Origin of the sequence: Microbacterium sp. ZW T6_19 (assembly GCF_044987465.1) — a bacterium.
GTDB classification, from domain to species: Bacteria; Actinomycetota; Actinomycetes; order Actinomycetales; family Microbacteriaceae; genus Microbacterium; species Microbacterium natoriense_A.
The window spans coordinates 274,656-300,117 of record NZ_JBJDRH010000002.1 but is presented as its reverse complement, the minus strand read 5'-3'; the positions used below and the strand labels follow the sequence as shown (position 1 = coordinate 300,117).

General features: G+C 67.5%; 25 protein-coding genes and 2 tRNA genes. 14 read left to right on the top strand and 13 right to left on the bottom strand.

Annotated elements, in window-relative coordinates; genetic code table 11:
- Window positions 1-6: 6 nt before the first annotated feature.
- From ACI3KT_RS03920 to ACI3KT_RS03910, 3 genes are read left to right on the top strand one after another with little or no spacing between them, the layout of a single operon-like run.
- On the top strand, window positions 7-1,524 hold the full coding sequence (locus ACI3KT_RS03920) for a hypothetical protein (protein ID WP_404902682.1): 1,518 nt from the start codon (window positions 7-9) through the stop codon (window positions 1,522-1,524).
- A complete protein-coding gene (locus tag ACI3KT_RS03915; RefSeq protein WP_307296669.1) occupies window positions 1,521-2,279 on the top strand; it encodes a polyprenol monophosphomannose synthase in 759 nt (252 codons plus the stop codon). The genes ACI3KT_RS03920 and ACI3KT_RS03915 overlap by 4 nt, the downstream gene beginning before the upstream one ends.
- A gap of 4 nt (window positions 2,280-2,283) precedes the next feature.
- Entirely contained in the window at window positions 2,284-2,775 is a 492-nt protein-coding gene (locus ACI3KT_RS03910; protein WP_404902681.1) for a GtrA family protein, read from the top strand.
- Here ACI3KT_RS03910 and ACI3KT_RS03905 read toward each other — a convergent pair.
- From ACI3KT_RS03905 to orn, 6 genes are all read right to left on the bottom strand, one after another.
- Window positions 2,724-4,085, bottom strand: coding sequence for a sensor histidine kinase (locus ACI3KT_RS03905; RefSeq protein WP_404902679.1), 1,362 nt, complete (start codon window positions 4,083-4,085; stop codon window positions 2,724-2,726). The genes ACI3KT_RS03910 and ACI3KT_RS03905 overlap by 52 nt on opposite strands.
- Window positions 4,085-4,765, bottom strand: coding sequence for a response regulator transcription factor (locus ACI3KT_RS03900; protein WP_404902678.1), 681 nt, complete (start codon window positions 4,763-4,765; stop codon window positions 4,085-4,087). The genes ACI3KT_RS03905 and ACI3KT_RS03900 overlap by 1 nt, the downstream gene beginning before the upstream one ends.
- Before the next feature lie 22 nt (window positions 4,766-4,787).
- A complete protein-coding gene (locus tag ACI3KT_RS03895; RefSeq protein WP_307296680.1) occupies window positions 4,788-5,420 on the bottom strand; it encodes a LysE family transporter in 633 nt (210 codons plus the stop codon).
- Between the two features lie 25 nt (window positions 5,421-5,445).
- A complete protein-coding gene (locus ACI3KT_RS03890; protein ID WP_404902870.1) occupies window positions 5,446-7,485 on the bottom strand; it encodes a heavy metal translocating P-type ATPase in 2,040 nt (679 codons plus the stop codon).
- A 104-nt stretch (window positions 7,486-7,589) separates the two neighbouring features.
- A tRNA-His gene (locus tag ACI3KT_RS03885) sits at window positions 7,590-7,665 on the bottom strand.
- A gap of 36 nt (window positions 7,666-7,701) precedes the next feature.
- Window positions 7,702-8,328, bottom strand: coding sequence for an oligoribonuclease (gene orn / locus ACI3KT_RS03880; RefSeq protein WP_404902676.1), 627 nt, complete (start codon window positions 8,326-8,328; stop codon window positions 7,702-7,704).
- Between the two features lie 62 nt (window positions 8,329-8,390).
- On the opposite strand from orn, the gene ACI3KT_RS03875 reads away from it, so the two are divergent.
- Window positions 8,391-8,463: transfer RNA gene (locus ACI3KT_RS03875), tRNA-Arg, on the top strand.
- A 21-nt stretch (window positions 8,464-8,484) separates the two neighbouring features.
- On the opposite strand, the gene ACI3KT_RS03870 is transcribed toward ACI3KT_RS03875, so the two are convergent.
- On the bottom strand, window positions 8,485-8,754 hold the full coding sequence (locus ACI3KT_RS03870) for a hypothetical protein (RefSeq protein WP_292908863.1): 270 nt from the start codon (window positions 8,752-8,754) through the stop codon (window positions 8,485-8,487).
- A gap of 195 nt (window positions 8,755-8,949) precedes the next feature.
- Here ACI3KT_RS03870 and ssb point away from each other — a divergent pair, with 195 nt between their 5' ends.
- From ssb to ACI3KT_RS03850, 4 genes are all read left to right on the top strand, one after another.
- Complete coding sequence (gene ssb, locus ACI3KT_RS03865; RefSeq protein ID WP_292908861.1) at window positions 8,950-9,516, top strand: single-stranded DNA-binding protein; 567 nt, start codon at window positions 8,950-8,952, stop codon at window positions 9,514-9,516.
- A gap of 60 nt (window positions 9,517-9,576) precedes the next feature.
- On the top strand, window positions 9,577-10,074 hold the full coding sequence (locus tag ACI3KT_RS03860; RefSeq protein ID WP_292908859.1) for a DUF6993 domain-containing protein: 498 nt from the start codon (window positions 9,577-9,579) through the stop codon (window positions 10,072-10,074).
- A gap of 85 nt (window positions 10,075-10,159) precedes the next feature.
- Window positions 10,160-11,839: an energy-dependent translational throttle protein EttA gene (gene ettA, locus ACI3KT_RS03855; RefSeq protein ID WP_292908857.1), complete on the top strand. Its 1,680-nt coding sequence runs from the start codon at window positions 10,160-10,162 to the stop codon at window positions 11,837-11,839.
- Window positions 11,832-12,350, top strand: coding sequence for an acyl-CoA thioesterase (locus ACI3KT_RS03850; protein ID WP_404902674.1), 519 nt, complete (start codon window positions 11,832-11,834; stop codon window positions 12,348-12,350). Before ettA ends, ACI3KT_RS03850 begins: the two co-directional genes overlap by 8 nt.
- A 40-nt stretch (window positions 12,351-12,390) precedes the next feature.
- Here ACI3KT_RS03850 and ACI3KT_RS03845 read toward each other — a convergent pair whose 3' ends face one another.
- A complete protein-coding gene (locus ACI3KT_RS03845; protein WP_292908853.1) occupies window positions 12,391-13,272 on the bottom strand; it encodes an acyl-CoA thioesterase II in 882 nt (293 codons plus the stop codon).
- An 83-nt stretch (window positions 13,273-13,355) separates the two neighbouring features.
- On the opposite strand from ACI3KT_RS03845, the gene ACI3KT_RS03840 reads away from it, so the two are divergent.
- On the top strand, window positions 13,356-14,021 hold the full coding sequence (locus ACI3KT_RS03840) for a hypothetical protein (RefSeq protein WP_307296698.1): 666 nt from the start codon (window positions 13,356-13,358) through the stop codon (window positions 14,019-14,021).
- Window positions 14,022-14,023: 2 nt separating this feature from the next.
- On the opposite strand, the gene ACI3KT_RS03835 is transcribed toward ACI3KT_RS03840, so the two are convergent.
- From ACI3KT_RS03835 to pepN, 4 genes are all read right to left on the bottom strand, one after another.
- On the bottom strand, window positions 14,024-15,682 hold the full coding sequence (locus ACI3KT_RS03835; RefSeq protein WP_404902672.1) for an FAD-binding dehydrogenase: 1,659 nt from the start codon (window positions 15,680-15,682) through the stop codon (window positions 14,024-14,026).
- Window positions 15,679-16,128 carry a globin gene (locus ACI3KT_RS03830; protein ID WP_404902670.1) on the bottom strand — a complete coding sequence of 150 codons (450 nt, stop codon included), beginning with the start codon at window positions 16,126-16,128 and terminating at the stop codon, window positions 15,679-15,681. The genes ACI3KT_RS03835 and ACI3KT_RS03830 overlap by 4 nt, the downstream gene beginning before the upstream one ends.
- On the bottom strand, window positions 16,125-17,237 hold the full coding sequence (locus ACI3KT_RS03825) for a mechanosensitive ion channel family protein (protein WP_404902668.1): 1,113 nt from the start codon (window positions 17,235-17,237) through the stop codon (window positions 16,125-16,127). The genes ACI3KT_RS03830 and ACI3KT_RS03825 overlap by 4 nt, the downstream gene beginning before the upstream one ends.
- Before the next feature lie 93 nt (window positions 17,238-17,330).
- Window positions 17,331-19,901 (bottom strand): aminopeptidase N, encoded by a 2,571-nt coding sequence (gene pepN / locus ACI3KT_RS03820; protein ID WP_404902667.1) that lies wholly within the window; start codon window positions 19,899-19,901, stop codon window positions 17,331-17,333.
- Window positions 19,902-20,029: 128 nt separating this feature from the next.
- Here pepN and ACI3KT_RS03815 point away from each other — a divergent pair, with 128 nt between their 5' ends.
- Genes ACI3KT_RS03815 through ACI3KT_RS03795 form a run of 5 tightly spaced genes read left to right on the top strand, consistent with a single transcriptional unit; the run spans window position 20,030 to window position 24,852 of the window.
- Entirely contained in the window at window positions 20,030-21,211 is a 1,182-nt protein-coding gene (locus ACI3KT_RS03815) for a ferrochelatase (protein WP_307296709.1), read from the top strand.
- A 41-nt stretch (window positions 21,212-21,252) separates the two neighbouring features.
- Window positions 21,253-21,738 carry a ribose-5-phosphate isomerase gene (locus tag ACI3KT_RS03810; protein ID WP_307296711.1) on the top strand — a complete coding sequence of 162 codons (486 nt, stop codon included), beginning with the start codon at window positions 21,253-21,255 and terminating at the stop codon, window positions 21,736-21,738.
- A 1-nt stretch (window position 21,739) separates the two neighbouring features.
- The gene (locus tag ACI3KT_RS03805; RefSeq protein ID WP_404902665.1) at window positions 21,740-22,738 is read left to right on the top strand and encodes an Fpg/Nei family DNA glycosylase; all 999 of its coding nucleotides are present in this window, start codon (window positions 21,740-21,742) and stop codon (window positions 22,736-22,738) included.
- 9 nt (window positions 22,739-22,747) lie between these two features.
- Window positions 22,748-23,389 carry an FMN-binding negative transcriptional regulator gene (locus tag ACI3KT_RS03800; protein ID WP_292908824.1) on the top strand — a complete coding sequence of 214 codons (642 nt, stop codon included), beginning with the start codon at window positions 22,748-22,750 and terminating at the stop codon, window positions 23,387-23,389.
- Window positions 23,386-24,852: an amidohydrolase gene (locus ACI3KT_RS03795; RefSeq protein WP_404902663.1), complete on the top strand. Its 1,467-nt coding sequence runs from the start codon at window positions 23,386-23,388 to the stop codon at window positions 24,850-24,852. The genes ACI3KT_RS03800 and ACI3KT_RS03795 overlap by 4 nt, the downstream gene beginning before the upstream one ends.
- A gap of 66 nt (window positions 24,853-24,918) precedes the next feature.
- Here ACI3KT_RS03795 and ACI3KT_RS03790 read toward each other — a convergent pair whose 3' ends face one another.
- Window positions 24,919-25,404 (bottom strand): Dps family protein, encoded by a 486-nt coding sequence (locus ACI3KT_RS03790; RefSeq protein WP_292908820.1) that lies wholly within the window; start codon window positions 25,402-25,404, stop codon window positions 24,919-24,921.
- Window positions 25,405-25,462: the final 58 nt, after the last annotated feature.

The window sequence follows — 25,462 nt, the reverse complement described above, 5'->3', positions numbered from 1 at the left end:
GTCTGCATGGTCACTCTGGATCGTCCGGTCGTCGTCAGACGCGGTGCCGGGCCGGCGCCGCGTCCGACGAGGCGAGCATCCCTGTGGATCGGGTTGGCAGCAGGGCTCGTGGCCTACGTGGGAGCGGGCGTCCCCTCTTACTGGGGCGATGAGGCGGCCAGCGTGCTGTCGGCGCAGCGGTCGTGGGAGAGCCTCACGGCAGAGCTCAGCACAGTCGACGCGGTGCACGGTCTGTACTACGCCCTGCTTCATGTGTGGATAGACCTCTTCGGCAGCAGCGAATGGTCGACACGGGCGCCCAGCGCGATCGGGATCGGATTCCTGGCCGCGGGGGTCGTCGTCCTCGGCCGACGCTGGTACGACGCCCGCACGGCGATCCTCGCAGGCGTGCTCATCCCGCTGATCCCGCGCGCCGGCGTGCTCGCGGTGGAGGCGCGCGGCTACGCCCTCGCCGCTGCCGCCGCCGTGTGGGTCACCGTCCTGTTCGTGCACATCGTCGATCGCGGATCCGGTCGTGTGATCTGGGTGCTGTACGGCGTGGCAGTGGCGGCGGGCGGCACCCTGTTCCTCTATCTGCTGCTGATGCCGATGGTCCACGCCGCGTGGCTGTTCACGTGGCGCACGTTCCATGGCCGCGTCGCTCGGCGCTGGATCGGATCGATGCTGATCGCCGCGGTTCTCGCAGCCCCGATCATCCTGGCGGCGTCGACCCAGCGGGGGCAGGTGGCCTTTCTCGCGCATCGCGGCTACATGTCGCCTCGCGGCTGGTTCGTGACGCCGTGGTTCGCGCATCCAGCCCCTGCGGCGCTTCTCCTTCCTCTTCTCGTGATCGGCGTGCTCGTCGTGGTGCGGCGCCGCCGCTCCATCCCGGGGGCGTTGCCGACGCTGGTGTGGCTGCTGGCCCCGGCCGCGGTGCTCGTGGTCCTCGACGTCTTCGTGTCGCCCACGTACAACCCGCGATATCTCTCGATCAGTCTGGGTGCTGTCGCGCTCCTCATCTCCTCCGGGGCGTGGGCGCTCGTCGATGTCGCGCAGCGGCTCGGCGTCAGGGGAGGTGCGCTGGCGGGGGCATCTCTCATCGCGATCAGCGCCGTGGTCCTGGTACCCGAGTTCGTGCACCAGCGCACTCCGTTCGCGAAGGACGGCGCGGCGGACGGACGTGCTGTGGCGGCGGAGGTCGCCGCACGGAGCGATCCCGGCGACACGATCCTCTTCGGTACCGGCACCCGTCCATCCCGAGCGCCGAGGTTGATCTACCGTCTCTATCCGGAAGCCTTCGCCGGACTCGAGGATCCGCAGCTGATCACTCCCGCCGAGCAGACCGATGGCCTGTGGGATCGCATGGATGTCGTCTCCGACCTGGCGCCCACGCTGGACGACGGCACCGTCTGGCTGCTCGAGACCGGTTCCTCCGGTTCGGCCGAGGACGACATCGCCGCGCTGCTGCGGGCCGGATTCACCCAGGTCTCCCGCACAGACGTCCATCGCACCATCGTCTACGAGTTCCAGAAGGGAACATCATGATCGCGCGCACCGTCGTGGTTCTGCCTACCTACAACGAGATCGAGACCCTGCCGGAGGTGGTCGGGCGACTGCGGAGCAGCGTTCCCACGGCCGACATCCTCGTCGTCGACGACGCGTCTCCCGACGGCACGGGTGAACTCGCCGACCTGCTGAGTTCCCGCATCCCGCAGGTGCACGTCCTACACCGTGCGGAGAAACAGGGGCTCGGGCCCGCATACATCGCCGGTTTCGCAGAAGCGGCGGCATCGGGTTACGAGGTGATCGTGCAGTCTGATGCCGACGGCTCGCACCGTCCGGAGGACCTTCCTCGCATGCTCGACGCCTTGACCGGCGCCGATGTGGTGATCGGCTCGCGGTGGATGCCTGGCGGAACGGTGGAGAGGTGGTCGCCCGGTCGTCTCCTCCTCTCGCGAGCGGGGAGTGCGTATGCGGGCGTGATGCTGCGGCTGCCGCAGAAGGACATCACGGGAGGCTACCGGGTCTTTCGGACCGAGGCTCTGGAACGGATCGTGCCGGTGCAGGTGGAGAGCAGGGGCTACTGCTTCCAGATCGAGATGCTCGATCGAGCGGTGCGGAGCGGATGCCGAGTGACGGAGGTGCCGATCACCTTCGACGACAGACTGCACGGGCAGTCGAAGATGTCGGGACGGATCGTGCTCGAGGCGCTCGGACAGGTCACCCGCTGGGGCATCGGCCGACGTTTCGGTTCTCGTCGGCAGGCGCAGACACTCCGGATCGAGGCCGCTCGTGTCTGAACGCATGAGAACACGACAGCCGTCCGTCCTCGCACAGCTCGCCAAATTCGCCGCGGTGGGCGGTGTGGGCCTGATCGTCGACGTCGGTCTGTTCAATCTGCTGCTCCTGCACCCGTCCCAGTCCGCGGCGTGGCCGATGATCGCGAAGAGCGCATCGACGGTGTGCGCGATCGCCGTGAACTGGATGGGAAGCAGATGGTGGACGTTCCGCGAGCAGCGGAGATCCGATGCCGCGCGTGAAGGACTCGAGTTCCTGGTCGCCAGTCTCCTCGGCAGCGGGGTGGCTCTCGCCTGCCTGGGTGTGTCGCACTATCTGCTCGCCTTCACGACGCCTGTCGCCGACAACGTGTCGGCGAACGTGGTCGGACTGATCGCCGGTTCCGCCGTCAGGTTCGCCGCATATCGCTCGTGGGTCTTCGCGGATCGCTCTGCGCGGGGCCCGTCTCAGTCGTCGGCGACGCCGAAGGTCACGACGACGGTGGCGCCGACGCCCTGACGGTTCTCGATGAGGGCCTCGCCGCCGCTCTTCTCAGCCAGCCCTGCGACGATCGCGAGACCGAGCCCGCTGCCGGAGTAGGACGGTGCTCGGCCGCGGACGAATCGTTCGAAGGCGCGATCGGCGACCTCCGGGTCGAAACCTCCTGCGTCGTCGCTGACGGCGAGGCGTGCACCGTCGGAGGTCACCGCGAGCGAGACGAGGATGCGCACGTCCTCCGATTCTGCGGCGGAGAGCGCGTTGTCCACGAGGTTGTCGATGATCCGGGTGAAGTCGTCGGCACGGACGCGGAGCCGGACTCGGTCGTCTGCCACGTCGATGACGAAGTCGAGGTCGACGTTTCGCCCCGGTGTCCGCTCGGAGCTCTGCAGACGCAACCGGTCGATACGATCCGTGACGGCGTCGACGAGCTGCTCTGCCGTGGCCGATCCGGCATCGCCGACGGCGTCGATGCGAGAGAGCTGCAGAAGCGAGTCGGCGATCCTCGTGAGACGGGCGAGCGTCGCGCGCGCTTCGCGGATGGCGGTGGCGTCGGCGGCGGCATCCGATCCATCGATCAGCTCGAACTGCGCCTGCAGGACGGCCAGGGGATTGCGCAGCTCGTGGCTCGCGTCCGAGACCATCTGCCGCTCCCTGTCGGTCGCAGCCCGCATGCGTTCGAGCAGGTCGTTGAGCGTGCGGGCGAGGTCGGCGAGGTCGTCGTGCGCGTCTCCGACGGGGAGCAGCTCGCCGCGGCGTGAGACGACGAGCGTCTGCGCACTGCGTCGCATGTGATCCACCGGGCGCAGGGCGGCTCCTGCGACGAACCACGAACCCGCGGCGAATACGAGCGCCCCTGCGGCCAGCACGAGCACCATCAGACGGACCACGTCGGAGAGCACGTCCTCGGCGATGTCCGTGTCTCGTGTGGCCAGGACGTACCACGTGCCGTCCGCGGTCTCGACGGGATCGACGTACACGAAGAAGGTCTTGCTGCCGGCGCGGACGTGTTGCAGGCGAGGACCTTCCGCGATGATCTCCGTGGCGTGGTCGAGGAGGCCAGCCGGGAAGGTGTTCATGCGCTCGGTTCCGTCGGGCGCGACGATCGCCACGTGCTGCTTGACCCCCGGGGGCGGGAAGCGCTCATTCGGATCTTCCTGGATCGCCCCGCGATACACCTCGGTGATGCCGTGCAGGATCGCCCGCTCCTTGTCGGCCACGATCCCGGTGAGATGCGCGTACACGATGGCGGACGCGCCGGCGAGCAGCAGCACGGCGACGAGGGTGGAACCGATCGTGATGCGGGCCCGCAGTGAGATCCGTCGCCTCATCAGTCAGTTCCTCCCGAAAGCAGTCGGAAGCCGACTCCGCGTTCGGTGACGATCTGGGCTGCCGATCCCATCGAGTCGAGCTTGCGGCGAAGGTAGCCGACGTATTGATCGACGACGTTCGATTCGAAGTGCTCCGAACCCCAGACCTCGGCGAGCAGCGCTGGTCTCGAGACCGTCTCCCCAGCATGCTGCACCAGCGTCTTCAGCAGGTCGAATTCGCGCCTGCTGAGCTGCAGGTTCGCCTCTCCCACTGTGATGGCCCCGCGATCGACCGAAAGCGCGAGGTCGCCCGCACGCCAGTGCAGCTGCGCGCTGCCGTTTCGCCGCGTGAGCACGCGGAGTCGAGCGAACAGCTCGGCGAACTCGAACGGTTTGGTGAGGTAGTCGTCAGCGCCGGAGTCGAGTCCGTGGACGCGGTCATCGACCGCATCGCGGGCCGACAGCATCAGCACTCTGATAGATCCGTCGATCTGCTTCAGACGGCGGCACACCTCGAACCCGGTCATCCCCGGCATGTTCACATCGACGATGGCGAGGTCGAAGTCGCCGCCAGAGGCGAGGGTGAGCGCCGCTACGCCGTCATCGGCAGTCGCCGCGCGATAGCCCTCTCGCTCGAGATGCCTGGCGACGAGCTCGGCGAGCTGCGGCTCATCATCGACGACGAGGATCCGGATCGACACAGCGTGAGTCTAAGCCCGCGGATCAGTGCACAAGCGCGAGGAGCGCGGCGACCACGATGAACAGACATCCGAAGACGATGTTGAGCGTCCGCTGTCCTCGCTCCGAGCGAGCGAGCCGGCGGAACGGTCGCGCTGCTGCCGCGAAGAAGCCCCACATGACCACGATGTCGACAGCGATCGTCGTGACGATGATGGTCAAGTACTGGGGCAGCTGCGGCTGGTCGAGACGCACGAACTGGGGGATGAACGCGAGGAAGAACACGATCGCCTTCGGGTTGAGCAGGTTCACCCACAGGCCCCGACGCACCATCGACCAGCGGCCCTCGCTCGGTGCGTCGGCCACGGGGTCGTCGTCGGTCGAAGAGAGCGTGGGCTTCGCAAGGATCAGACGGATGCCGAGATAGACGAGATAGGCGGCGCCGGCGTATCGGATGATGTTGAACAGCAACTCGGACTGAGAGACGATCAGGCCGACTCCCGCCGCCACGATGATGACGTGGACGATCAGAGCGAGCTGCTGGCCGATGATGCCCCAGATCGAGCGTCGCCAGCCCTGGCTGAGCGCGTTCGACATGGTGTTGATCGCGCCGGCTCCTGGCGTGAAGCTGATGACGATGCACGCGGCGAGGAGCGTGCCCCAGAGGGCGGAAGACACTCGTCGATTCTAAGGGCTGACGCTCTCAGCGCTCTGGTGCCGGCCGCAGGTCCAGCCGGCGCAGCAGCTGCGCGTTGAGCGCGACGACGATTGTGGAGAGCGACATCAGGATCGCTCCGACCGACATCGGCAACACGAATCCGAACGGCGCCAGCACGCCGGCCGCCAGCGGAACCGACAGGAGGTTGTAGCCGGCCGCCCACCAGAGATTCTGCGTCATCTTCCGATAGCTCGCCGTGGACAGGTCGATCACCGAGAGGACGCTGCGCGGATCGCTTCCCGCGAGGATCACGCCCGCTGAGGCGATGGCGACGTCCGTGCCCGCGCCGATCGCCAGGCCGACGTCGGCCTGGCTGAGGGCCGGGGCGTCGTTCACGCCGTCCCCGATCATCGCGACCGTGCGCCCCTCCGCCTGGAGCTCGCGAACCTTCGACGACTTGTCTTCAGGACGCACGCCCGCGTAGATGCGGTCGATGCCGAGTTCCGTGCCGACGTGCTCGGCGACCGCGGCCGCATCGCCTGTGATCATGACCACGTGGATTCCTCGGGAATGCAGTGACCGCACGGCCTCCCGGGATTCGGGCCTGATCTCATCGGCAAGACGCAACGCTCCGGCGACGACGTGGTCGACGAGCACGTGGAGGATGATCGCTCCTTCGCGACGCCAGTCGTCGGCCACGGACAGCTCCGCGGCGCGGCTCTCGCGGAGGAGGTTCGGACCGCCCACCTGAACCACGCGCCCGCCGACGCGGGCGCTTACACCGATGGCGGGAGAGGAGGAGAAGTCGGTGGAAGCGGGGACGTCCAGGCCGCGCTCCTGGGCGGCGGCGACGATGGCCTTGGCCAGCGGATGTTCGGAGTCGTGCTCGGCGGAGGCGGCCAGCGCCAGCAGCTCGTCCTCCCCGAACGGCTCGACGGGCGCCACGCCGGTCACAGCAGGTGCGCCTTTCGTGAGGGTGCCCGTCTTGTCGAAGAGGATGGTGTCGACCGTGCGCATCGTCTCGAGCGCCAGACGATCCTTCACGAGCACCCCGGCCTTGGCCGCTCGCTCGGTGGCGATCGACACGACGAGAGGGATCGCGAGACCGAGGGCGTGAGGGCAGGCGATCACGAGCACGGTGATCGCCCGAATGACGGCATCGTCCGGCATCCCGAGCACCGTCCAGATGAGAGCGGTGACCGCTGCTGCGGCCAGCGCGAACCAGAACAGCCACGCAGCGGCCCGGTCGGCGATGCGCTGAGCGCGTGAGGACGACGCCTGAGCGTCGGCGACGAGCTTCTGGATGCCGGCCAGGGCCGTGTCGGCACCGATGGCAGTGACCCGCACCCGAAGGCCGGAGTCGGTCGCCACGGTTCCGGCCACCACTCGATCGCCGACGGCCCTGCGCACTGTGCGGGATTCGCCGGTGATCATCGATTCGTCGAGCTGTGCGGAACCCTGCACGATGATTCCGTCGACCGGCATCCGTCCCCCCGGGCGGACGATGACGACGTCGTCGATCTGCAGATCCGCGGGGCTCACCTGCACGATGTTCGCGCCGTCGACGCGCTCGGCCTCGTCGGGGAGCAGCGCGGCGAGCGAGTCGAGAGCGGACGTGGTCTGTGCGAGCGAACGCATCTCGATCCAGTGACCGAGGAGCATGATCACGATCAGCAGTGCGAGTTCCCACCAGAACTCGAGTTCGTGATGCAGGATTCCGAGGCTCGCGCCCCAGGAAGCGAGGAAGGCGACCGTGATCGCGAGTCCGATCAGAAGCATCATGCCGGGTCGGCGGGACCTGATCTCGTCCACGGCGCCGGTGAGGAAGGGGGCGCCGCCCCACACGTACATGACGGTGCCGAGTGCCGGTGCGATCCATCGCGCCCAACCGGTCACTTCGTAGCCCAGGATCATCCCGAACATCGGAGAGGTCGTGACGACGGGAACGGCGATCAGCAGCATGATCCAGAAGAGCCGCCGGAACCGATCGGCGTGGCCCGCATGCCCGGCGTGACCTTCGTGCCCCGCGTGGTGCGCATGCTTCTGCATCTCAGGTGTCGCGTGCTGGTGGTGCTCGCTGTGCATCTGCTCGTGGCTCTCCATGCTGACGAGAACCCCATACCCAGTGGGGGTATTCCCGAAGTGTCAGAAATGCAAGAAGCCCCGGCTCGATGAGCCGGGGCTTCGCTTGGGGTGGCTAACGGGACTCGAACCCGCGACCCCCGCGACCACAACGCGGTGCTCTACCAACTGAGCTATAGCCACCATGTGCCCGACGCATCGGGCAACCAGACGAGTCTATTACATGTTCGGAGCGAACTTTGACACGACGGAGGAGGCGATCTCGCGGACTTCCTCGCTCGTCGGGCCGGGCTCTGTCACGAAGACGGCCTGACGGTAGTACTGGAGCTCGCGGATCGACTCGAGGATGTCGGCGAGGGCACGATGCCCTCCGTCTTTCGCCGGGGCGTGGAAGAACGCTCGCGGATACCAGCGGCGAGACAGCTCCTTGATGCTCGACACATCGACGTTGCGGTAATGCAGCCAGCCGTCGACGTCGGGCATGTACTTCGCGAGGAACATCCGATCCGTGCCGATCGTGTTGCCGGCGAGCGGAGCTTTGCGCTCCAGCGGCACGAAGCGCTTGATGTACGCGAGTGTCTGCGCCTGCGCGTCCTCCAAGGAGACGCCCAGCGGGATCTCCTCGATGAGGCCGGACGAGGTGTGCATGTTCGTCACGAAGTCGTTCATGTTCTCGAGCGCAGCCTCGCTCGCGCGGATCACCACCTGGAAGCCCGGATCGACGGGACGGAGCTCGAAATCAGTGATGACGACCGCGATCTCGACGAGCTCGTCGACCGCGAGGTCGAGGCCGGTCATCTCACAGTCGATCCAGACCAGTCGGTCGTTCTCGGACGCAGATACCATTCGATCATCCTATCGACGGTGCCGACATCGGTTGCGTGGAGCACGGTACGGTTGAACGGCACGCCCTCTTAGCTCAGTGGATAGAGCAACAGCCTTCTAATCTGTCGGTCGCTGGTTCGAATCCAGCAGGGGGCACGACGACTACTTCGACGGGGCTCAGCCGTTGCGCAGCGCAGCGACGGCGTCGTCGGCCCGCCAGAAGTCGCCGACCAGGCGGAACTGCCCGGTGGCGAGATGCAGTCGCTCGGCGCGATAACGGATGCCCAGAGGGTCGGCGATCATCCGAAGATGTCCGAGAAGCCGGCCGGACGCGTCTTGGACGCGCCACAGGTGAGCGGACGCCCGCACGAGATGCTCTCGTGAGGAACGCAATCGCGGAGCGGCGTAGGGAACTTCGGGTGCGGACTGGATCAGCTTGTCGGACATCGGTGACTCCTTCCTGATCCGACGCTACGGGGGGCCTCCGACATCGGGTTATGCCCTCCCACCTGGACTGTTCCTGCACAGCCGGTGAAGATCGACGGCTTCTCCACAGAAGGTGCGTCAGCGCCCACCCGGGGTCCGCCATGCGGCGCATCCTGGAGCGATCCGGGCATGCCCCGGCTTGCAGAGGAGAAGAACATGACGGAGATCCTGACCATCGTCGGCAAGGTGGCCACAGACCCGACGACCGGGCGCACGGCCGGCGGCACACCGGTCACCAACTTCCGCCTGGCGAGTACGCACCGCCGGTTCGACCAGGCGACCAACACCTGGATCGACGCGGAGACCAACTGGTTCAGCGTCGCCGCGTTCCGTCAGCTGGCGGAGCATGTGCGCGCCTCGCTGCACACGGGCGACAGTGTCATCGTCACCGGGAGGTTGAAGATCCGGAACTGGGAGGCGAACGGAAAGCACGGCACCAGCGTCGACATCGATGCGGAGGCGATCGGCCACGATCTTCGCTGGGGGACGAGCAGCTACATGCCCCGCTCGAGGGTCATCACGGCGAGTCGCGAGTTCGGAGATGCCGACGGCTCGCCCACGCGCGGCGATGTCGCGGCAGCCCCGGCTCAGTCCGGACAGCTGTACCCCGATCCCGTGACCGGCGAGGTGAGCGACGACGAGGAGAACCTGCTCGACGACATCGACGTGTCATGGGCGACCGGTGACGAGGAGGTGAAGGACGAGACCACGGTGCTCAACTGAACGTCGCGCGGACGCGGCGCATGTGCAGGTTCGGGGGAGGGCGGCCCGTAGACTCGGTTCGTGCTACGACGACCGGCCTCCTCCGCATCGCGCATCGTGCTGTCGGGTGCCGCCGCTGCCATGATTCTCGTTCTGTCCGCTTGCGCACCGACGTCCACGCCGACGCCGACGACGACAGACGGCGCACAGGAGAGTCCGACCGCACCCCCGAGCTCGGAGGGCCCGGTGCTCGTCGCCGACGGCTCCGCCGCCGACAACCTTCCGCTGTTCACGGCTGTCACCGCGCAGGTGTGGTCCACGGACCAACGCGTATCCGGGCGTGCCTACATCGATGCGCTGATCGCAGCGGGCTTCGACCGTGCAGCCATGCAGGTGACGCAGGATCAGTCCACCGTCGGCAACGCCGCTGAGACTCTGCAGTTCTCCGTGCGATGGGGCGAGACGGAATGCCTGGTCGGCCAGGTGGGCCCGTCGACGGGTGAACCCGTCACCGTGGTTCTGCCGCAGCTCGCTGAAGGACGCTGTCTCGTCGGGAGCACGCGCGCAATCGACTGGTGACCGCTCGGCGCTCACGACAACGGCACAGCACAGGGCCGGTAGGCTGGAGTGTCGATCTTCGACGCCGACAGAAGGAGCATTTTCGGTGGCTGAGTACATCTACTCGATGGTTCGAGCGCGTAAGGCGGTGGGCGACAAGCTCATCCTCGACGACGTCACCATGGCGTTCCTTCCTGGAGCCAAGATCGGCATGGTCGGCCCGAACGGCGCCGGAAAGTCGACGATCCTCAAGATCATGGCCGGCCTCGACACGCCTTCCAACGGGGAGGCGAAGCTGTCTCCTGGATTCTCCGTCGGCATCCTGATGCAGGAGCCCGAACTCGACGAGTCGAAGACCGTCATCGAGAACATCCAGGACGGCATCGCGATCAAGGCGAAGCTCGACCGCTTCAACGAGATCTCGGCTCTGATGGCCGATCCGGATGCCGACTTCGACGCGCTGCTCGCCGAGATGGGCTCCCTCCAGGAGGAGATCGACGCCGCCGACGGCTGGGACCTCGACTCCCAGCTGGATCAGGCTATGGACGCACTACGCACTCCGCCGGCGGACGCCGCGATCGCACCGCTCTCCGGTGGAGAGAAGCGTCGCGTCGCACTCGCCAAGCTTCTGCTGCAGAAGCCGGACCTGCTTCTGCTCGACGAGCCCACCAACCACCTCGACGCCGAGAGCGTGCTCTGGCTCGAGCAGCACCTGCAGGCGTACAAGGGCGCGGTGATCGCGATCACCCACGACCGGTACTTCCTCGACCACGTCGCTGAATGGATCGCCGAGGTCGACCGCGGACGTCTGATCGGCTACGAGGGCAACTACTCGACCTATCTCGAGAAGAAGGGCGAGCGCCTGGAGATCCAGGGCAAGAAAGACGCCAAGCTTGCGAAGCGACTCAAGGAGGAGCTCGAGTGGGTGCGTGCCAGCGCCAAGGGTCGCCAGACGAAGTCGAAGGCACGTCTCGCCCGGTACGAGGAGATGGCATCTGAGGCGGAGCGCACCCGGAAGCTCGACTTCGAAGAGATCACGATCCCCGCGGGTCCGCGACTGGGCAGCGTCGTGATCGAGGCGAAGAAGCTCCAGAAGGGCTTCGACGGTCGCTCGCTCATCGACGGTCTCAGCTTCAGCCTGCCGCCGAACGGCATCGTGGGCGTGATCGGTCCGAACGGTGTGGGAAAGACGACGCTGTTCAAGACGATCGTCGGACTCGAGCCGCTCGACGGCGGCGACCTGAAGATCGGCGAGACCGTCAAGATCAGCTACGTCGACCAGTCGCGCTCGAACATCGACCCCAACAAGACCCTGTGGGAGGTCGTGTCGGACGGACTCGACTACATCACCGTCGGCAAGACCGAGATCCCCTCCCGTGCCTACGTGTCGAAGTTCGGCTTCAAGGGACCGGATCAGCAGAAGAAGGCCGGCGTTCTCTCCGGCGGCGAACGCAACCGCTTGAACCTCGCGCTCACGCTGAAAGAGGGCGGCAACCTGCTTCTCCTCGACGAGCCGACCAACGACCTCGACGTCGAGACCCTCAGCTCGCTCGAGAACGCCCTGCTCGAGTTCCCCGGTTGCGCCGTGGTCATCACCCACGACCGGTGGTTCCTCGACCGCATCGCCACGCACATCCTCGCTTACGAGGGCACCGACGAGCAGCCCGACAAGTGGTACTGGTTCGAGGGCAACTTCGAGGCGTACGAGCAGAACAAGATCGAGCGACTCGGCCCTGACGCGGCCAAGCCGCACCGGTCGACGCACCGCAAGCTGACGCGTGACTGACGTGCAGGCCTCGGACGCGGCAGCCGAGCAGTCCGCAAAGACGTCTCGGCTGCACATCCCGATCCAGCTGCGCTGGGGCGACCTCGACGCGTTCAACCACGTGAACAACACGTCGATGCTCAAGCTGCTCGAAGAGGCGCGCGTGCGCGCGTTCTGGCGGGCCGGCCCGGGGGAGGAGGCGCCGTCGACAGCAGTGCTCGACTCCGGGATCGAGGAGGGCATCCTGACGCTCATCGCGCGTCAGGAGATCGAGTACCTCGCGCCGGTGCCGTACCAGCGGCGTCCGCTCGAGGTGCAGATGTGGTTCGGAAAGCTCGGCGGATCGAGCGTCGAGGTCTGCTACGAGGTGCACAACGACCCGGCATCCGAGTCCCGGCAGCTGTACGCGCGCTCCACCGCCATCATCGTCCTCGTCGACGCAGGCACGGGACGCCCGACGCGGCTCACTCAGGAGATGCGCGACGTGTGGGAGCCGTTCACCGGCCCGTCGATCGAGTACGCGCACCGTTGACGGCGAGGCGGTCGAGGCGCTGGCGTGCCCGGTCGCTCGGTCAGGACGGCACGCGGATCATGATCTCCTGCGCGACCGTGGCGACCAGATCGCCGTCTCGCGTGTAGATCCGCCCCTGCGCGAGCCCTCGTCCGCCACGGGCGTTCGGCGACTCCTGCAGGTACAGCAGCCACTCGTCGACGCGTGCAGGCCGATGCCACCACATCGCGTGGTCGAGGCTCGCGACCTTGAGACCGGGAAGCGCCCAGTACGCGCCGTGGGCGCGCAGGATCGACTCCTGAATGGTCATGTCGCTGAGATAGGCGAGCGCCGCCCGGTGCAGGCGCTGGTCGTCGGGCAACGGTGCACGCATGCGCATCCACACGCCCTGCTGCGGCACCTGGGCGTCGTCGCTCGGCAGGAACAGCGGAGACTCGATGTGTCGGACGTCGGCCGCCCTGTCGCTCAGCATTCGGGCTGTGCCCTCGGGGAGCCCATCGACCCGTTCCTCGTCCGGGAGCAGCGTCTCCGGGGCGGGGATGCCCGCAGGCATCGGCACCGCGTGTTCGAGACCCGGGTCCTGATCCTGGAATGAGGCGATCATCGAGAAGATCGGCACGCCGTTCTGGTAGGCCTGCGAACGCCGCGTCGAAAAGGAGCGTCCGTCGTGGATGCGATCGACGGCGATGGTGATGCCCTGCGACGCGTCACCGGGACGTAGGAAGTACCCGTGCATGGAGTGCACGGCCCGATCTTCAGGAAGGGTGCGCTCCGCGGCGATCAGGCTCTGTGCGAGCACCTGCCCGCCGTAGATGCGCCCGCTCGGCATGGGGTGCGACGAGCCGGTGAAGATGTCCTCGGTCGTGCGCGCCTGAGTCGTGTCGAGATCCAGCACCGCGAGCAGTTGCTCGACGGTGCGGATCGCGTGCTGATCGGCGGTCATTCATGCCCTTCCGGTCGGTCGTGCCGTCGCATGTGCGCTTCCTCGCGACTGCTGCGGCCGCTGGCGTTGCTAGTTTAGAGTGCGTGCCGCACCCTCTCGTCCTCGCCGATGCCGAAACGTCCAAGGACGTCCTCACGTTCGTGGGGAGGGCTCGGCGCATCTCCGATGAAGGAGTGCGTCTGCAAGGGGCGAACGGCGTCCTCGCGCTCACGGCCGCAGCTCTCGCCCCGCACGGGCTCTTCGATCAGACCCCGACCGTCCTGGCGATGCGCGTCGTGCATGCCGATCCTGAGCTGCAGTGCGACATCGTCGTCGCCGAGTTGACCCCAGGAGCGGACGAGCGGATGCTGCAGCTGCCCGAATCGGGCCTGTCGCCCTCATGGGCGGGAATCGCGCCTCCTCGACAGGGTTGGGAGGCCACGGGCACGCTCGCCGCCTCTCTGATCGCCCAGCGCGCCCAGTGGGGGATCAGCGCCGTGGCACGAGGTGCTACTCCCGGGGCCGGTGAAGAGGCGGTGCGTGCGCTGCGTGCCGCCATCTGGGGAGAGCTCGACGAAGACCTCGGTCACCTTCCCCGCGGTGTGGCCTTCGCCGCCGACGCGTTCGGCTTCATCTCAGGCGAGGAGGACGTCCCCGTCATGCGCTCTGGGCGCTGGATCCGTCTGGCCTTCCGCCGCGGTCACGTCTTGTCGCGCGGCCCGGTGGCGACCGGCCTCACCGCGGTGCGTGGCACCGGCAGCGCGGACTGAGCTCAGCCCGCCGCCGCGCGACCCGCCTGGCGGCCCGAGAACAGGCATCCACCGAGGAAGGTCCCCTCGAGCGCCCGATATCCGTGCACGCCGCCGCCGCCGAAGCCGCTCGCCTCGCCGGCCGCGAACAGTCCCGGGATGACGGTGCCGTCGGCGTCGAGGGCGCGCCCGTCGAGGTCGGTGTGAATGCCGCCGAGCGACTTCCTCGTCAGCACGTGCAGCTTGACGGCGATCAGAGGACCGGCCGCGGGGTCCTGCAAGCGATGTGGCGATGCCGTGCGGATCAGCTTGTCCCCGCGATAGCCGCGCATCGAGCGGAGCATCCCGATCTGCGCGTCCTTGGTGAAATCGTTGTCCATCTCGAGATCGCGTGCGAGAACCTCGTTGCGCACGCGGTCGATGTCGAGAGCGTCTCCGCCCGGATGACGGCGCATCTGCTCGAGCAGCGACTCGAGATCGTTCTCGACGATGAAGTCCTCGCCCTCGTCGAGGAAGGACTGCACAGGAGCGGTGGGCCCCTTCGCGAGTCGTGACTTCAGCAGCAGCCCCACATCCTTGCCGGTGAGGTCGGGGTTCTGCTCGCTCCCGGAGAGCGCGAACTCCTTCTCGACGATCTGCCGGGAGGTGACGAACCAGGAGTGGTCGTGGCCGGTCGTGCGCAGGTGAGCCAGCGTGCCGAGCGTGTCGAATCCGGGGAACAGCGGCACGGGGAGCCGCTTGCCGGTGGCGTCGAGCCACAGCGACGACGGCCCGGGGAGGATGCGGATGCCGTGAGACGGCCACACCGGATCCCAGTTGGTGATGCCCTCGACGTAGTGCCACATGCGGTCGCCGTTGATCAGCCGCGCCCCCGCCGCCTCAGCCACGGGCTGCATCGAGCCGTCCACGTATGCGGGCACTCCGCTCAGCATGTGCGCGGGCGGCGTACCGAGCCGCTCGGGCCAGGCCGCGCGCACGAGGTCGTGGTTGCCGCCGATCCCACCGGAGGCGATCACGGTCGCTCCTGCGGCGATCTCAAAACCGCCGATCACGTCGCGCGAGGACTTCTCGCCCCGCTCGGCGGCGCTGGTGGCGAGCACGTCACCACGGGCACCGGCGACCGCTCCATCTGCGGAGACGAGTCCGGTGACGCGATGCCGGGGGAGGATCGTGATCCGACCCTGTCGCTCACCCTGCTCGACGCGTGCGGCGAACGGCGCCACGATTCCGGGGCCGGTGCCCCACGTGATGTGGAACCGCGGTACGGAGTTGCCGGGGCCGAGGGCGCCGTAACCGCCGCGTTCAGCCCAGCCGACGACAGGGAAGAACCCGACACCGCGCTCGCGCAGCCAGGCGCGCTTCTCGCCTGCGGCGAAGTTCAGGTACGCCTCCGCCCAGCGGCGCGGCCATTCGTCTTCCGGCCGGTCGAAACCTGCGTTCCCGAACCAGTCCTGCGTGGCGAGCTCCAGGGAATCCTTGATCCCCATGCGACGCTGCTCGGGAGAGTCGATGAAGAACAGTCCGCCGAACGACCACCACGCCTGTCCGCCCAGGTTCGTGCGGGGCTCCTGGTCGATCAGGATCACGCGCTTTCCGGCATCCAGCGCCTCGCAGGCGGCGACCAGCCCGGCCAACCCCCATCCGATCACCAGGACGTCTGTGGACAGGGTTGACTTCGTCATTCGTTCTCCGTTGATTCCTGACGTGCTCGGGTCTCGAGAGTGGGGCGGCCGGACGCTGCCGGCCCGATGCCCGACGGCTCGAATGTGTTCACCATGGCATAGGCGGCGCGTTCGAGGTAGTCCCAGAGGGTCGCTTCGTGCAGAGGCGACAACTTCGTCTCCGTGACGGCGGTGCGCATGTGCGTGAGCCAACGATCGCGAGCGTCGGGGTCGATGTGGAAGGGCATGTGCCGCATCCGCAGACGGGGGTGCCCCCGTGTCTCGCCATACGTGGTGGGTCCGCCCCAGTACTGTGCGAGGAACATCGTCAGCCGTTCGGCGGCCGGGCCCAGGTCCTCTTCGGGGTACATGGGCTTCAGCACGGGGTCGAGGGCGACCTCGCGGTAGAACACTCCGACCAGCTTCTCGAACGTGGCGTGACCGCCGACCTCGTCGTAGAACGTCATCGCTGCGGGGTCCCTTCGTCACCGGGTTTCGTGCCGTCGCCGGACTTCTTTCGGCGCCAGATGCCGCGATCGGGGATCACCGGAACGCCGGTGATCGCGTTGGGCCTGGTCTTCGGCGGATTCGCGCCGCGGACCCGCTGTGCGCCCTCGAGGCCGGTCGGGATCACGCCGACCATGCTCGGGATCGCGACGTCCTGCTCGTGGAGCGCCGTACGCAGGCGCTTGCGAAGCTCCTGCGAGACGTCGTCCTTGGCGTTCGCCCGCGCCTTGATCACGATGCGCACGACGAGCGCATCGCCGCCGATGGATTCGAGGCCCCACAGCTCGGGCTTCTCGACGATGCGCGTACGCCACTTCGGATCCTTGGCGAGTCCCTGTGCGGTCTCGAGCATCGTGTGCTCGACGGCATCGAGGTCGACATCGGCGGGAACCCCGAGGTCGATGATCACGCGCGCCCACCCCTGCGACATGTTGCCGATGCGGGTGACCTCGCCGTTGCGGACGTACCAGAGAGTGCCGTTCACGTCACGGACCTGCGTGATGCGCACGCTCACGTACTCGACCACCCCGCTCGCGAGGCCGAGATCGACGACGTCGCCGATGCCGATCTGGTCCTCGGCGACGATGAACATGCCGTTCAGAACGTCTTTGACGATGTTCTGGGCCCCGAAGCCGAGACCCGCGCCCACGGCGGCCGTCAGCAGCGTCAGCGAGCCGAGAAGGCCGCTGTCGATGGCGTTGACGATGAGCACGACGGCGATCACGACGAGCATCACGTTCACGATGTTCTGCAGGATGCTGCCGAGCGTGCGGGTGCGCTGCACGAGCCGCATGTCGGCGAGCGGCGATCGTTCCAGGGCCTGGGTGTCGTCGACGGCCGCTTTGCTCTTCGCGCTGTCGACGATGCGGTGCACGACGCGGCGGATGAGGACGCGCAGGACCAGTGCGATGAGCACGCAGCTCACGATGATGATCGCGATCGTGAGCGCTGTCGACCCCACGGGGATGAGTACCGTGAGCACAGTTCGGAGCCAGTCGGGAAGCGCTTGGAACCACTCGGGAAGCGGCGTGTCGACGGGCGGCGTGGTGGTTTCGAAGGGGAACATCATCACCACCGATCCTAGCGATCAGGCCTCTGCGCGGGCTGGATGCTTCGACAGGCTCAGCGACTCAGAGCCTGAGTCTCTGAGCCTGTCGGAGGGTCAGTCCTCGGCGTCGCGCGCCTGCGCCGCGAGCGCACGCTCGACGTCGGCGAGGTTCTCCATCACGAGACGACGCAGGGCCGGGGGAGCGTCCTGGTGGGCCGCGAGCCAACCACGGGTCGCATCGCGCAGCTCGATGTCGGCGAGAGCGGTCGGGAAGAGTCCGACGACCAGGTACTGGGCGATCTGGTACGAGCGCGACTCCCAGATCGGAAGAAGCATGTCGAAGTACGCGGGGACGAACTCTGCGAGGACGTCGACTCCGGCGGGGTGGACGAAGCCGAGCGCCGCCGAACGCACGATCGTGTTGGGTGCGTCGTCGCGCTCGATGAGCGATGACCACGCGGTCTTCTTCGATGCGGAGTCGGGGAGCGCGGCCCGAGCCTGAGCCGCGAACTCTCCGCCCTTGGCCGTGTTGTCGGCAGTGAGCGCGGCGTCGATGGTGGCGGCATCCGTCGCGCCGATCGTCGCGAGGCCGACCAGCAGCTGCCAGTTCAGGTCCGCATCGATCTCGAGACCGGGAAGGGTCTCCTCGCCGGAGCGCAGGCGACCCACGATGCCCGCATGCTCGGGTGTGACCAGGGAGTTCGCGAAAGCCGTGACGAACTGCAGCTGGCTGTCGCTTCCGGCCTCGGCGCCCTCCGCCAGCGACCACAGGCCGTCGGCGATCTTCTGCCGAGCCGCGAGACGCTGCGCAGGGTCGACATAGAGCGTCGCGGCCGTGCGCAGCTGAGCGAGCGTGGTGCGCACGGTGGTCGATTCGGTCTCGCGTCCGATGTTGCCGAGCACGAGATCGATGTAGTCGGACGCTGCGCTCTCGGCGTCGCGGGTCTGGTCCCAGGCCGCACCCCAGACGAGCGAGCGCGCCAGCGGATCACGGATGTCGGCAAGGTGCGCGATGGCGGTGGCGAGGGAACGCTCGTCGAGTCGGATCTTGGCGTACGCCAGGTCTTCGTCGTTGAGCAGCACGAGATCCGGGCGGGCGATCCCGTTGAGCTCAGGCACTTCGGTGCGGTCGCCGTCGACATCGACCTCGATGAAGTGCGTGCGCACGAGCGAGCCGCCCTGCAGCGTGTAGAAGCCGATGCCGAGCCGGTGCGGGCGAATGGTCGGGTAGTCGGCAGGTGCGGTCTGCGTGACCGCGAAGCGCGAGATCGTGCCGTCTGCGGCCTCGGCGATGAGCGGCTCGAGGGTGTTGACGCCGGCCGTCTCCAGCCACTTCTTCGACCACGTGCTCAGGTCGCGACCGCTTGTGGCTTCGAGCTCGGTGAGCAGGTCGCTGAGCTCGGTGTTGCCCCAGGCATGCTTCTGGAAGTACTGCGAGACACCGGCGAAGAACGCCTCGATCCCGACCCAGGCGGCGAGCTGCTTCAGCACCGATCCGCCCTTGGCGTACGTGATGCCGTCGAAGTTGACCTGCACGTCTTCGAGGTCGTTGATCACGGCCGTGATCGGATGCGTCGACGGAAGCTGGTCCTGACGGTAGGCCCAGGTCTTCTCCATGGCGTTGAACGTGGTCCACGCCTCGGTCCACTCGGTGGCCTCGGCGGTCGCGATGGTCGAGGCCCACTCGGCGAACGACTCGTTCAGCCAGAGATCGTTCCACCACTTCATGGTGACCAGGTCTCCGAACCACATGTGCGCGAGCTCATGCAGGATCGTGACGACGCGGCGCTCCTTGACGGCATCCGTCACCTTGCTGCGGAAGACATAGGTCTCGGTGAAGGTCACCGCGCCCGCGTTCTCCATCGCACCCGCATTGAACTCGGGCACGAAGAGCTGGTCGTACTTCGCGAAGGGATACGGCACGCCGAACTTCGACTCGAAGTAGGCGAAGCCCTCGCGGGTCTTGTCGAAGATGTAGTCGGCGTCGAGATGCTGCCACAGGCTCTTGCGCCCGTAGACGCCCAGCGGGATGACCCGGCCGGATGCGCTGGTCAGCTCGGAGAAGGTCGCCTCGTAGGGGCCGGCGACGAGCGCCGTGATGTACGAGGAGATGCGCGGAGTGGGCTCGAATCCCCACGTCGCGACCTCTCCGGTCCCCGAGCCCGACGAAGGGTCGTGCACGATGGGCTCGGGCGTGGGCGAGTTGGACACGACCTTCCACGCGGCCGGGGCCGTCACGGTGAACTGGAACGTCGCCTTCAGGTCGGGCTGCTCGAACACCGCGAACACGCGGCGGGAGTCGGGCACCTCGAACTGGGAGTACAGGTAGACCTCATCGTCGACGGGGTCTACGAAGCGGTGCAGGCCCTCGCCCGTGTTCGTGTACAGGCAGTCCGCATCGACGACGAGGACGTTCTCGGCCTGCAGACCGGTGAGAGCGATCCGCGAATCGGCGTAGACCTCGTTCGGGTCGAGCTGCTCTCCGTTCAGAGAGATCTCGCGCACCTCGCGGGCGATCAGATCGATGAAGGTGAAGCTCTCGGGGGTGGCGGTGAATCGCACAACGCTGCGAGAGCCGAAGACCTCGGCACCCTTCGTCAGATCGAGGGCGACTTCGTACGACTGGGTGTCGATGACGTCGCGGCGCTCCTGCGCTTCGATGCGGGTGAGGTTCTCTCCAGGCACTGCTGTACTCCCAGGGGTGAGGGGACGTGGCCGCGGTTCGGGCGCAGTTGGCGCCGACGGCAACCATGACAGCCTACGCCAGGACCCGACGGGCGTCCGCGCACGCGCGAGGATGAAAGGATGGAGAAGTGACTGCGAACGATCAGACCCTCGTGCCCTTCGCCTCTCCCGCTGCCGCAGGTGGTGCGCCTCATGTGGAGACTCCGGTGGCATATGACGCGCTGATCCTCGCGTCGTTCGGTGGTCCGGAGGGGCAGGATGACGTCATCCCGTTCCTGCGCAACGTGACGCGAGGACGCGGCATCCCCGACGAGCGCTTGGAGGAGGTCGCGCACCACTACCGTCACTTCGGCGGCATCAGCCCGATCAACGAGCAGAACCGGCAGCTGAAAGCTGCACTCGAGGCCGAGATCGCCGCACGCGGACTCGACCTGCCGGTCTACTGGGGAAACCGCAACTGGGATCCCTATCTCGCCGACGCGTTCACACAGGCCGCGGATGACGGGCACTCCACGTTGCTGGTGCTCGCGACGAGCGCATACAGCTCCTACTCGAGCGACCGCCAGTACCGAGAGGACATCGCGAAGGCGATCATCGACGCGAACCTCGAACAGCGGGTCACCGCCGACAAGGTGCGTCTCTTCTTCGACCACCCCGGATTCGTGGCTCCTTTCCAAGAAGGAGTCGACGACGCGGTGCGCGCTCTGCTCGCCGACGGCATCGCCGCGGAGGACATCCGGGTGCTGTTCTCGACCCACTCGATTCCGACGGGCGATGCCGAGCGCTCCGGACCCCGCGATGTCGACTGGGGTGTGGGCGGTGCGTACGCCGCCCAGCACCGGGCCGTCGCCGAGCACATCATGGGCGAACTGGCTGCCGTCACGGGCGGATCGACTGTGCCATGGCAGCTCGTGTTCCAGTCGCGCTCCGGCCCGGCCAGCCAGCCGTGGCTCGAGCCCGACATCAACGACGTGATCTCGACACTGCCCGAGACCGGTGCGAAGGCGGTCGTGATCGTTCCGCTCGGGTTCGTCAGCGACCACATGGAGGTGCTCTGGGATCTCGACACCGAGGCGATGGAGACCGCGGAGGAAGCCGGCATCCGTGCCGTCCGCACCCCGACGCCCGGCACGCACCCCGCATTCGTCGCGGGGCTCATCGACCTCGTCGTCGAGCGCATCGAGGGCACGCCGGCTGCAGAGCGGCCGCATCTCACCGAACTCGGCCCCTGGTACGACGTCTCTCGCCCCGGTGACTGCGAGAACGCGCGGTTGGGCTTCAAACCCGCCGCCGCCGGTCTCGTCCCGTAACGCCGGATTCGGCATCCGACACCCTCAATAGGATGGGAACCATGCGCATCCACATCGCCACCGATCACGCCGGTCTCGACTTCTCGACGCAGCTGCAGGACCACCTTCGGTCGGCAGGACACGAGGTCGTCGATCATGGCCCGATCGAGTACGACGCCGTCGACGACTATCCGGCGTTCTGCATCCGTGCGGCCCAGGCCGTCGTCGCCGACCAGTCGGCCGGCGTCGAGGCGCTCGGAGTGGTCTTCGGCGGCTCCGGCAACGGCGAGCAGATCGCCGCGAACAAGGTCCAGGGCATCCGCGCTGCGCTGGTGTGGAACATCTCGACCGCCGAGCTGGCACGGGAGCACAACGACGCCAACGTGATCTCGATCGGTGCGCGGCAGCACACCTTCGATGAGGTGACCAGCTTCATCGACACGTTCATCGCGACCCCGTTCTCCAACGAGGAGCGCCACGTGCGGCGGATCGGCCAGATCGCCGACTTCGAGCACGACGGATCGCTGCTGCCGGACCCCAGGGCCTGACATGCCCGAGGGGCATTCCGTCCACCGGATCGCGCGGCAATTCGACCGGAACTTCGTAGGCAAGGCCCTCCGCGCGTCGAGCCCGCAGGGGCGGTTCGCCGAGGGAGCCGCCGTGCTCGACGGCCGCGAAGCGGTGAGCGTGCAGGCCGTCGGCAAGCAGATGTTCCTCGAGACCGAGGGCGATGTGTGGCTGCGCGTGCACCTCGGGCTCTACGGAGCGTGGGACTTCGCCGGAGAGATCCTCATCGACCCGACGATCGCCTCGGCGAACGGACGCATGGGGCAGACCAACCAGCGAGGGACCGACCTCGACGACGTGATACTCGACGATGCGGGGGAGAACTCGCTCGCATCGATCGGGGCTCCTCGCCGCGCGCGCGTGCACGTCCGGATGTCGGAGCAGACGAAGGGGCTCGCGGATGAGGGGCTCGAGTGGCCTCCACCCATCGTCGGTCAGGTTCGGCTGCGTCTGATGACCGACATCACGGTCGCGGATCTGCGCGGTCCGACGGCCTGCGTGCTGCAGACGCCGGAGGAGATGCTCGCGACCGTCGCCAAGCTGGGCCCCGACCCGCTTGTGGGCGATCCGATTGAGAACGAGGAACGCTTCGTCCGCGCCGTTCGCAAGAAGCAGACGGTGATCGCGCTCCTGCTGATGGACCAGAGCGTCGTCAGCGGCATCGGCAACGTGTATCGCGCCGAGATGCTGTTCCGCCGGCGACTCAACCCGCACACACCGGGGAGGGACGTCCCGGAGGAGATCGTGCGCGAGCTCTGGCGCGACTGGGTCCGCCTGCTCGCGATCGGCGTCGAAACCGGGCAGATGATGACCATGGACGACCTCTCCGCGGAGCAGTACCGTGCGGCGATGGCGAGTCGCGACGACCGGCACTGGGTGTACCACCGTGCGGGTCTGCCGTGCCGCGTCTGCGGCACCGAGATCGCCCTCGAGGAGATCGGCGCCCGCAAGCTGTACTGGTGCCCGCGCTGCCAGGCCTAGGCTCGGATCATGCGCCAGAATCCCAGCTTCACCCTCGCCGACGTCGCCGAGATCCGGCGAGTGATCGAGGCGAATCCCTGGGCCACGATCATGAGCTCAGGGCCCGACGGACTCGTCGCGTCGCACTACGCGGTGCTGCTCGACGACGACCGTGATGACCTCACCATCGTGGGTCATGTCGGTCGCCCCGATGATCAGATCCACGGGATGGGCGAGCGAGAGATGCTCGTCGTCTTCCAGGGTCCGCACGGCTACATCTCTCCCGGCTGGTACGGCGACGTGCAAGCCGTTCCGACGTGGAACTACACCGCGGTGCATCTCTCCGGCACCCCCGAGATCCTCGGCGATCAGGAGAACCTCGAGATCCTCGATCGTCTGGTCGAGCGATTCGAGGGGCGGATGCCGGGCCCTCGACTCATGTGGGAGCGTCCCAACGACGAAGGGTTCGTGAAGCGTCTGGCCGCCGGGACCGTGGGGTTCCGCCTCTCGCCGACTCGCGTGGTCGCCAAACGCAAGCTGAGCCAGAACAAGCCGGCCGACACCGTCGAGACGATCATCGCCGAACTCGAAGCCGATGGACCCTACGGGCAGCCCGAGCTCGCGTCGGAGATGCGTCGCGCCCACGACGCCCTCGCCGAGGCACGCCGGTGATCGGCGCGGAGATCGGCACGATCCGCGGGGTGCGCGTCGCCGGCCCCGGCCGCGAGTTCCTGATCGACGACGAACCCGTCGACATCGTGATCGGCGAGGGCCGCATCATCGACATCGCTCCGACCGGGGCCCTGCGCCCGGTCGGGGAGGTTCTCGATGCGGACGGCACCTGGGCCGTACCCGGATTGTGGGACAACCACGTGCACACCGTGCAATGGGCGCTGGCCGTCGAGCGTGTTCCTCTGGGCGCTGCTGGCTCTGCGGCGGAGGCCGCAGAGCTCATGCGGGGCTCTTCGCCCCTGCCGGACGGACGACTGGTGGGGGCCGGATTCCGGGATGCCCTGTGGTCCGACGTCCCGACGCTCGAGCTCATCGATCGCGCGACGGGCGAGACCCCGGCCTACCTGATCAACGCCGACGTGCACAGCGCATGGTTGAACACCGCGGCCCTCCGTCGCGAGGGTTTCATCGCGCCGGACGGAGTGCTGCGGGAGGAGGACGCCTTCGAGATCTCGCGGCGTCTCAACGCCGCCGACCCGCGCCGCGGAGACGAGGCGGTGCGCGATGCGGGGGAGCGAGCAGCAGCGCGCGGCATCACGGGTCTGGTCGATTTCGACATGGCGTGGAACGCGGATGCCTGGCCTCGACGCGTCGCCGCGGGGTTCGCGGCCCATCGTGTCGAGTTCGCGATCTATCCCTTCGACCTCGACCGGGCCATCGCCGCGGGGCTCCGCACCGGAGACGAACATGCGAGCCCTCTGATCCATGTCGGCCCCCTCAAGATCATCTCCGACGGCTCGCTCGGCACTCGCACGGCGTCCTGTTCGCACCACTATCCCGGTGAGGAAGACAACTTCGGCGTGATCAACGTGCCGCCCGCACAGCTCACAGACCTGCTCGTCACGGCGACCGGGGCGGGTCTCGCGGTGGCCGTCCACGCGATCGGCGACCGAGCGGTCACGGCCGCTCTCGACGCCTTCACCACGACAGGGGCGGTCGGGACGATCGAGCACGCGCAACTCGTGCGCCATGCCGATCTCGCGCGCTTCGCGCGCCTCGGAGTCGCCGCCAGTGTGCAGCCGCAGCATGCTCTGGACGACCGCGACCTCGTGGGTGTGCACTGGGCGGGACAGACGTCGATCGGCTACCCGCTCGGGTCGCTGCGCGATGCCGGTGCACGCCTCCTGTTCGGGTCGGATGCGCCGGTGGCGCCGCTTGATCCGTGGCAGGCGATCGGCGCCGCCGTCGAACGCACGGATGACGACCGCGAGCCGTGGCATGCGGAAGAGCGCCTGACGGTCGATCAGGCGCTCATCGCGAGCACACGCACCTCGATCCGTCCGGGAGAGCCGGCCGACATCGTGCTGTGCGGTGCCGACCCGCTCCGCGCGCACGGCCCGGAGCTGCGGCAGATGCCTGTGACCGCGACGCTCCTCGCGGGGCGGATGACTCACTACGCCTGATCGCGGCGTCGGGACGCACGAAGGGCGCAGGATCCGAAGATCCTGCGCCCTTCGACGACGACCGGGTCAGGCGGCGATGTGCGAGACGAGGAACCAGCGGTCCTTGTCGAGGCCGCGCTTGATCTCGATCGCGACGTCCTGGCTGGTGAGGTCGATCTCGTCGAGTCCGTCGATCGCGGCCTGCGTGTCGGCGAGGATGGCGTCGATGTCGGAGATGACGGCGCGGATCACGTCGTCGGACTGGGCGAAGCCCGCGGGAACCGCAGTCGCGCCGGCCTTCTCCGCGACGGTGCTGAGGCGAGCGTCGATCGGCAGGCCGAGAGCGACGATGCGCTCTGCGGCGGTGTCGGCGAAGTCGCCCGCATGAGCGACGATCGTGTCGAGGAGTTCATGGACTCCGACGAAGTTCGCTCCGCGGACGTGCCAGTGGGCCTGCTTGCCGTTGACGGTCAGGGCTTCGAGGCCGAGGACGAGGGGGGAGAGGAACTGCGCGGCGGCTGCGGCGACGGTGGGGTCGCTGGCGGTGGTCGAAACGGTCTGTGCCTTGCTCATCTTGGGCTCCTCCGGAGTGGTCTGATCGGTCGTGTTGAAGACAACGCTACTCAGCCTG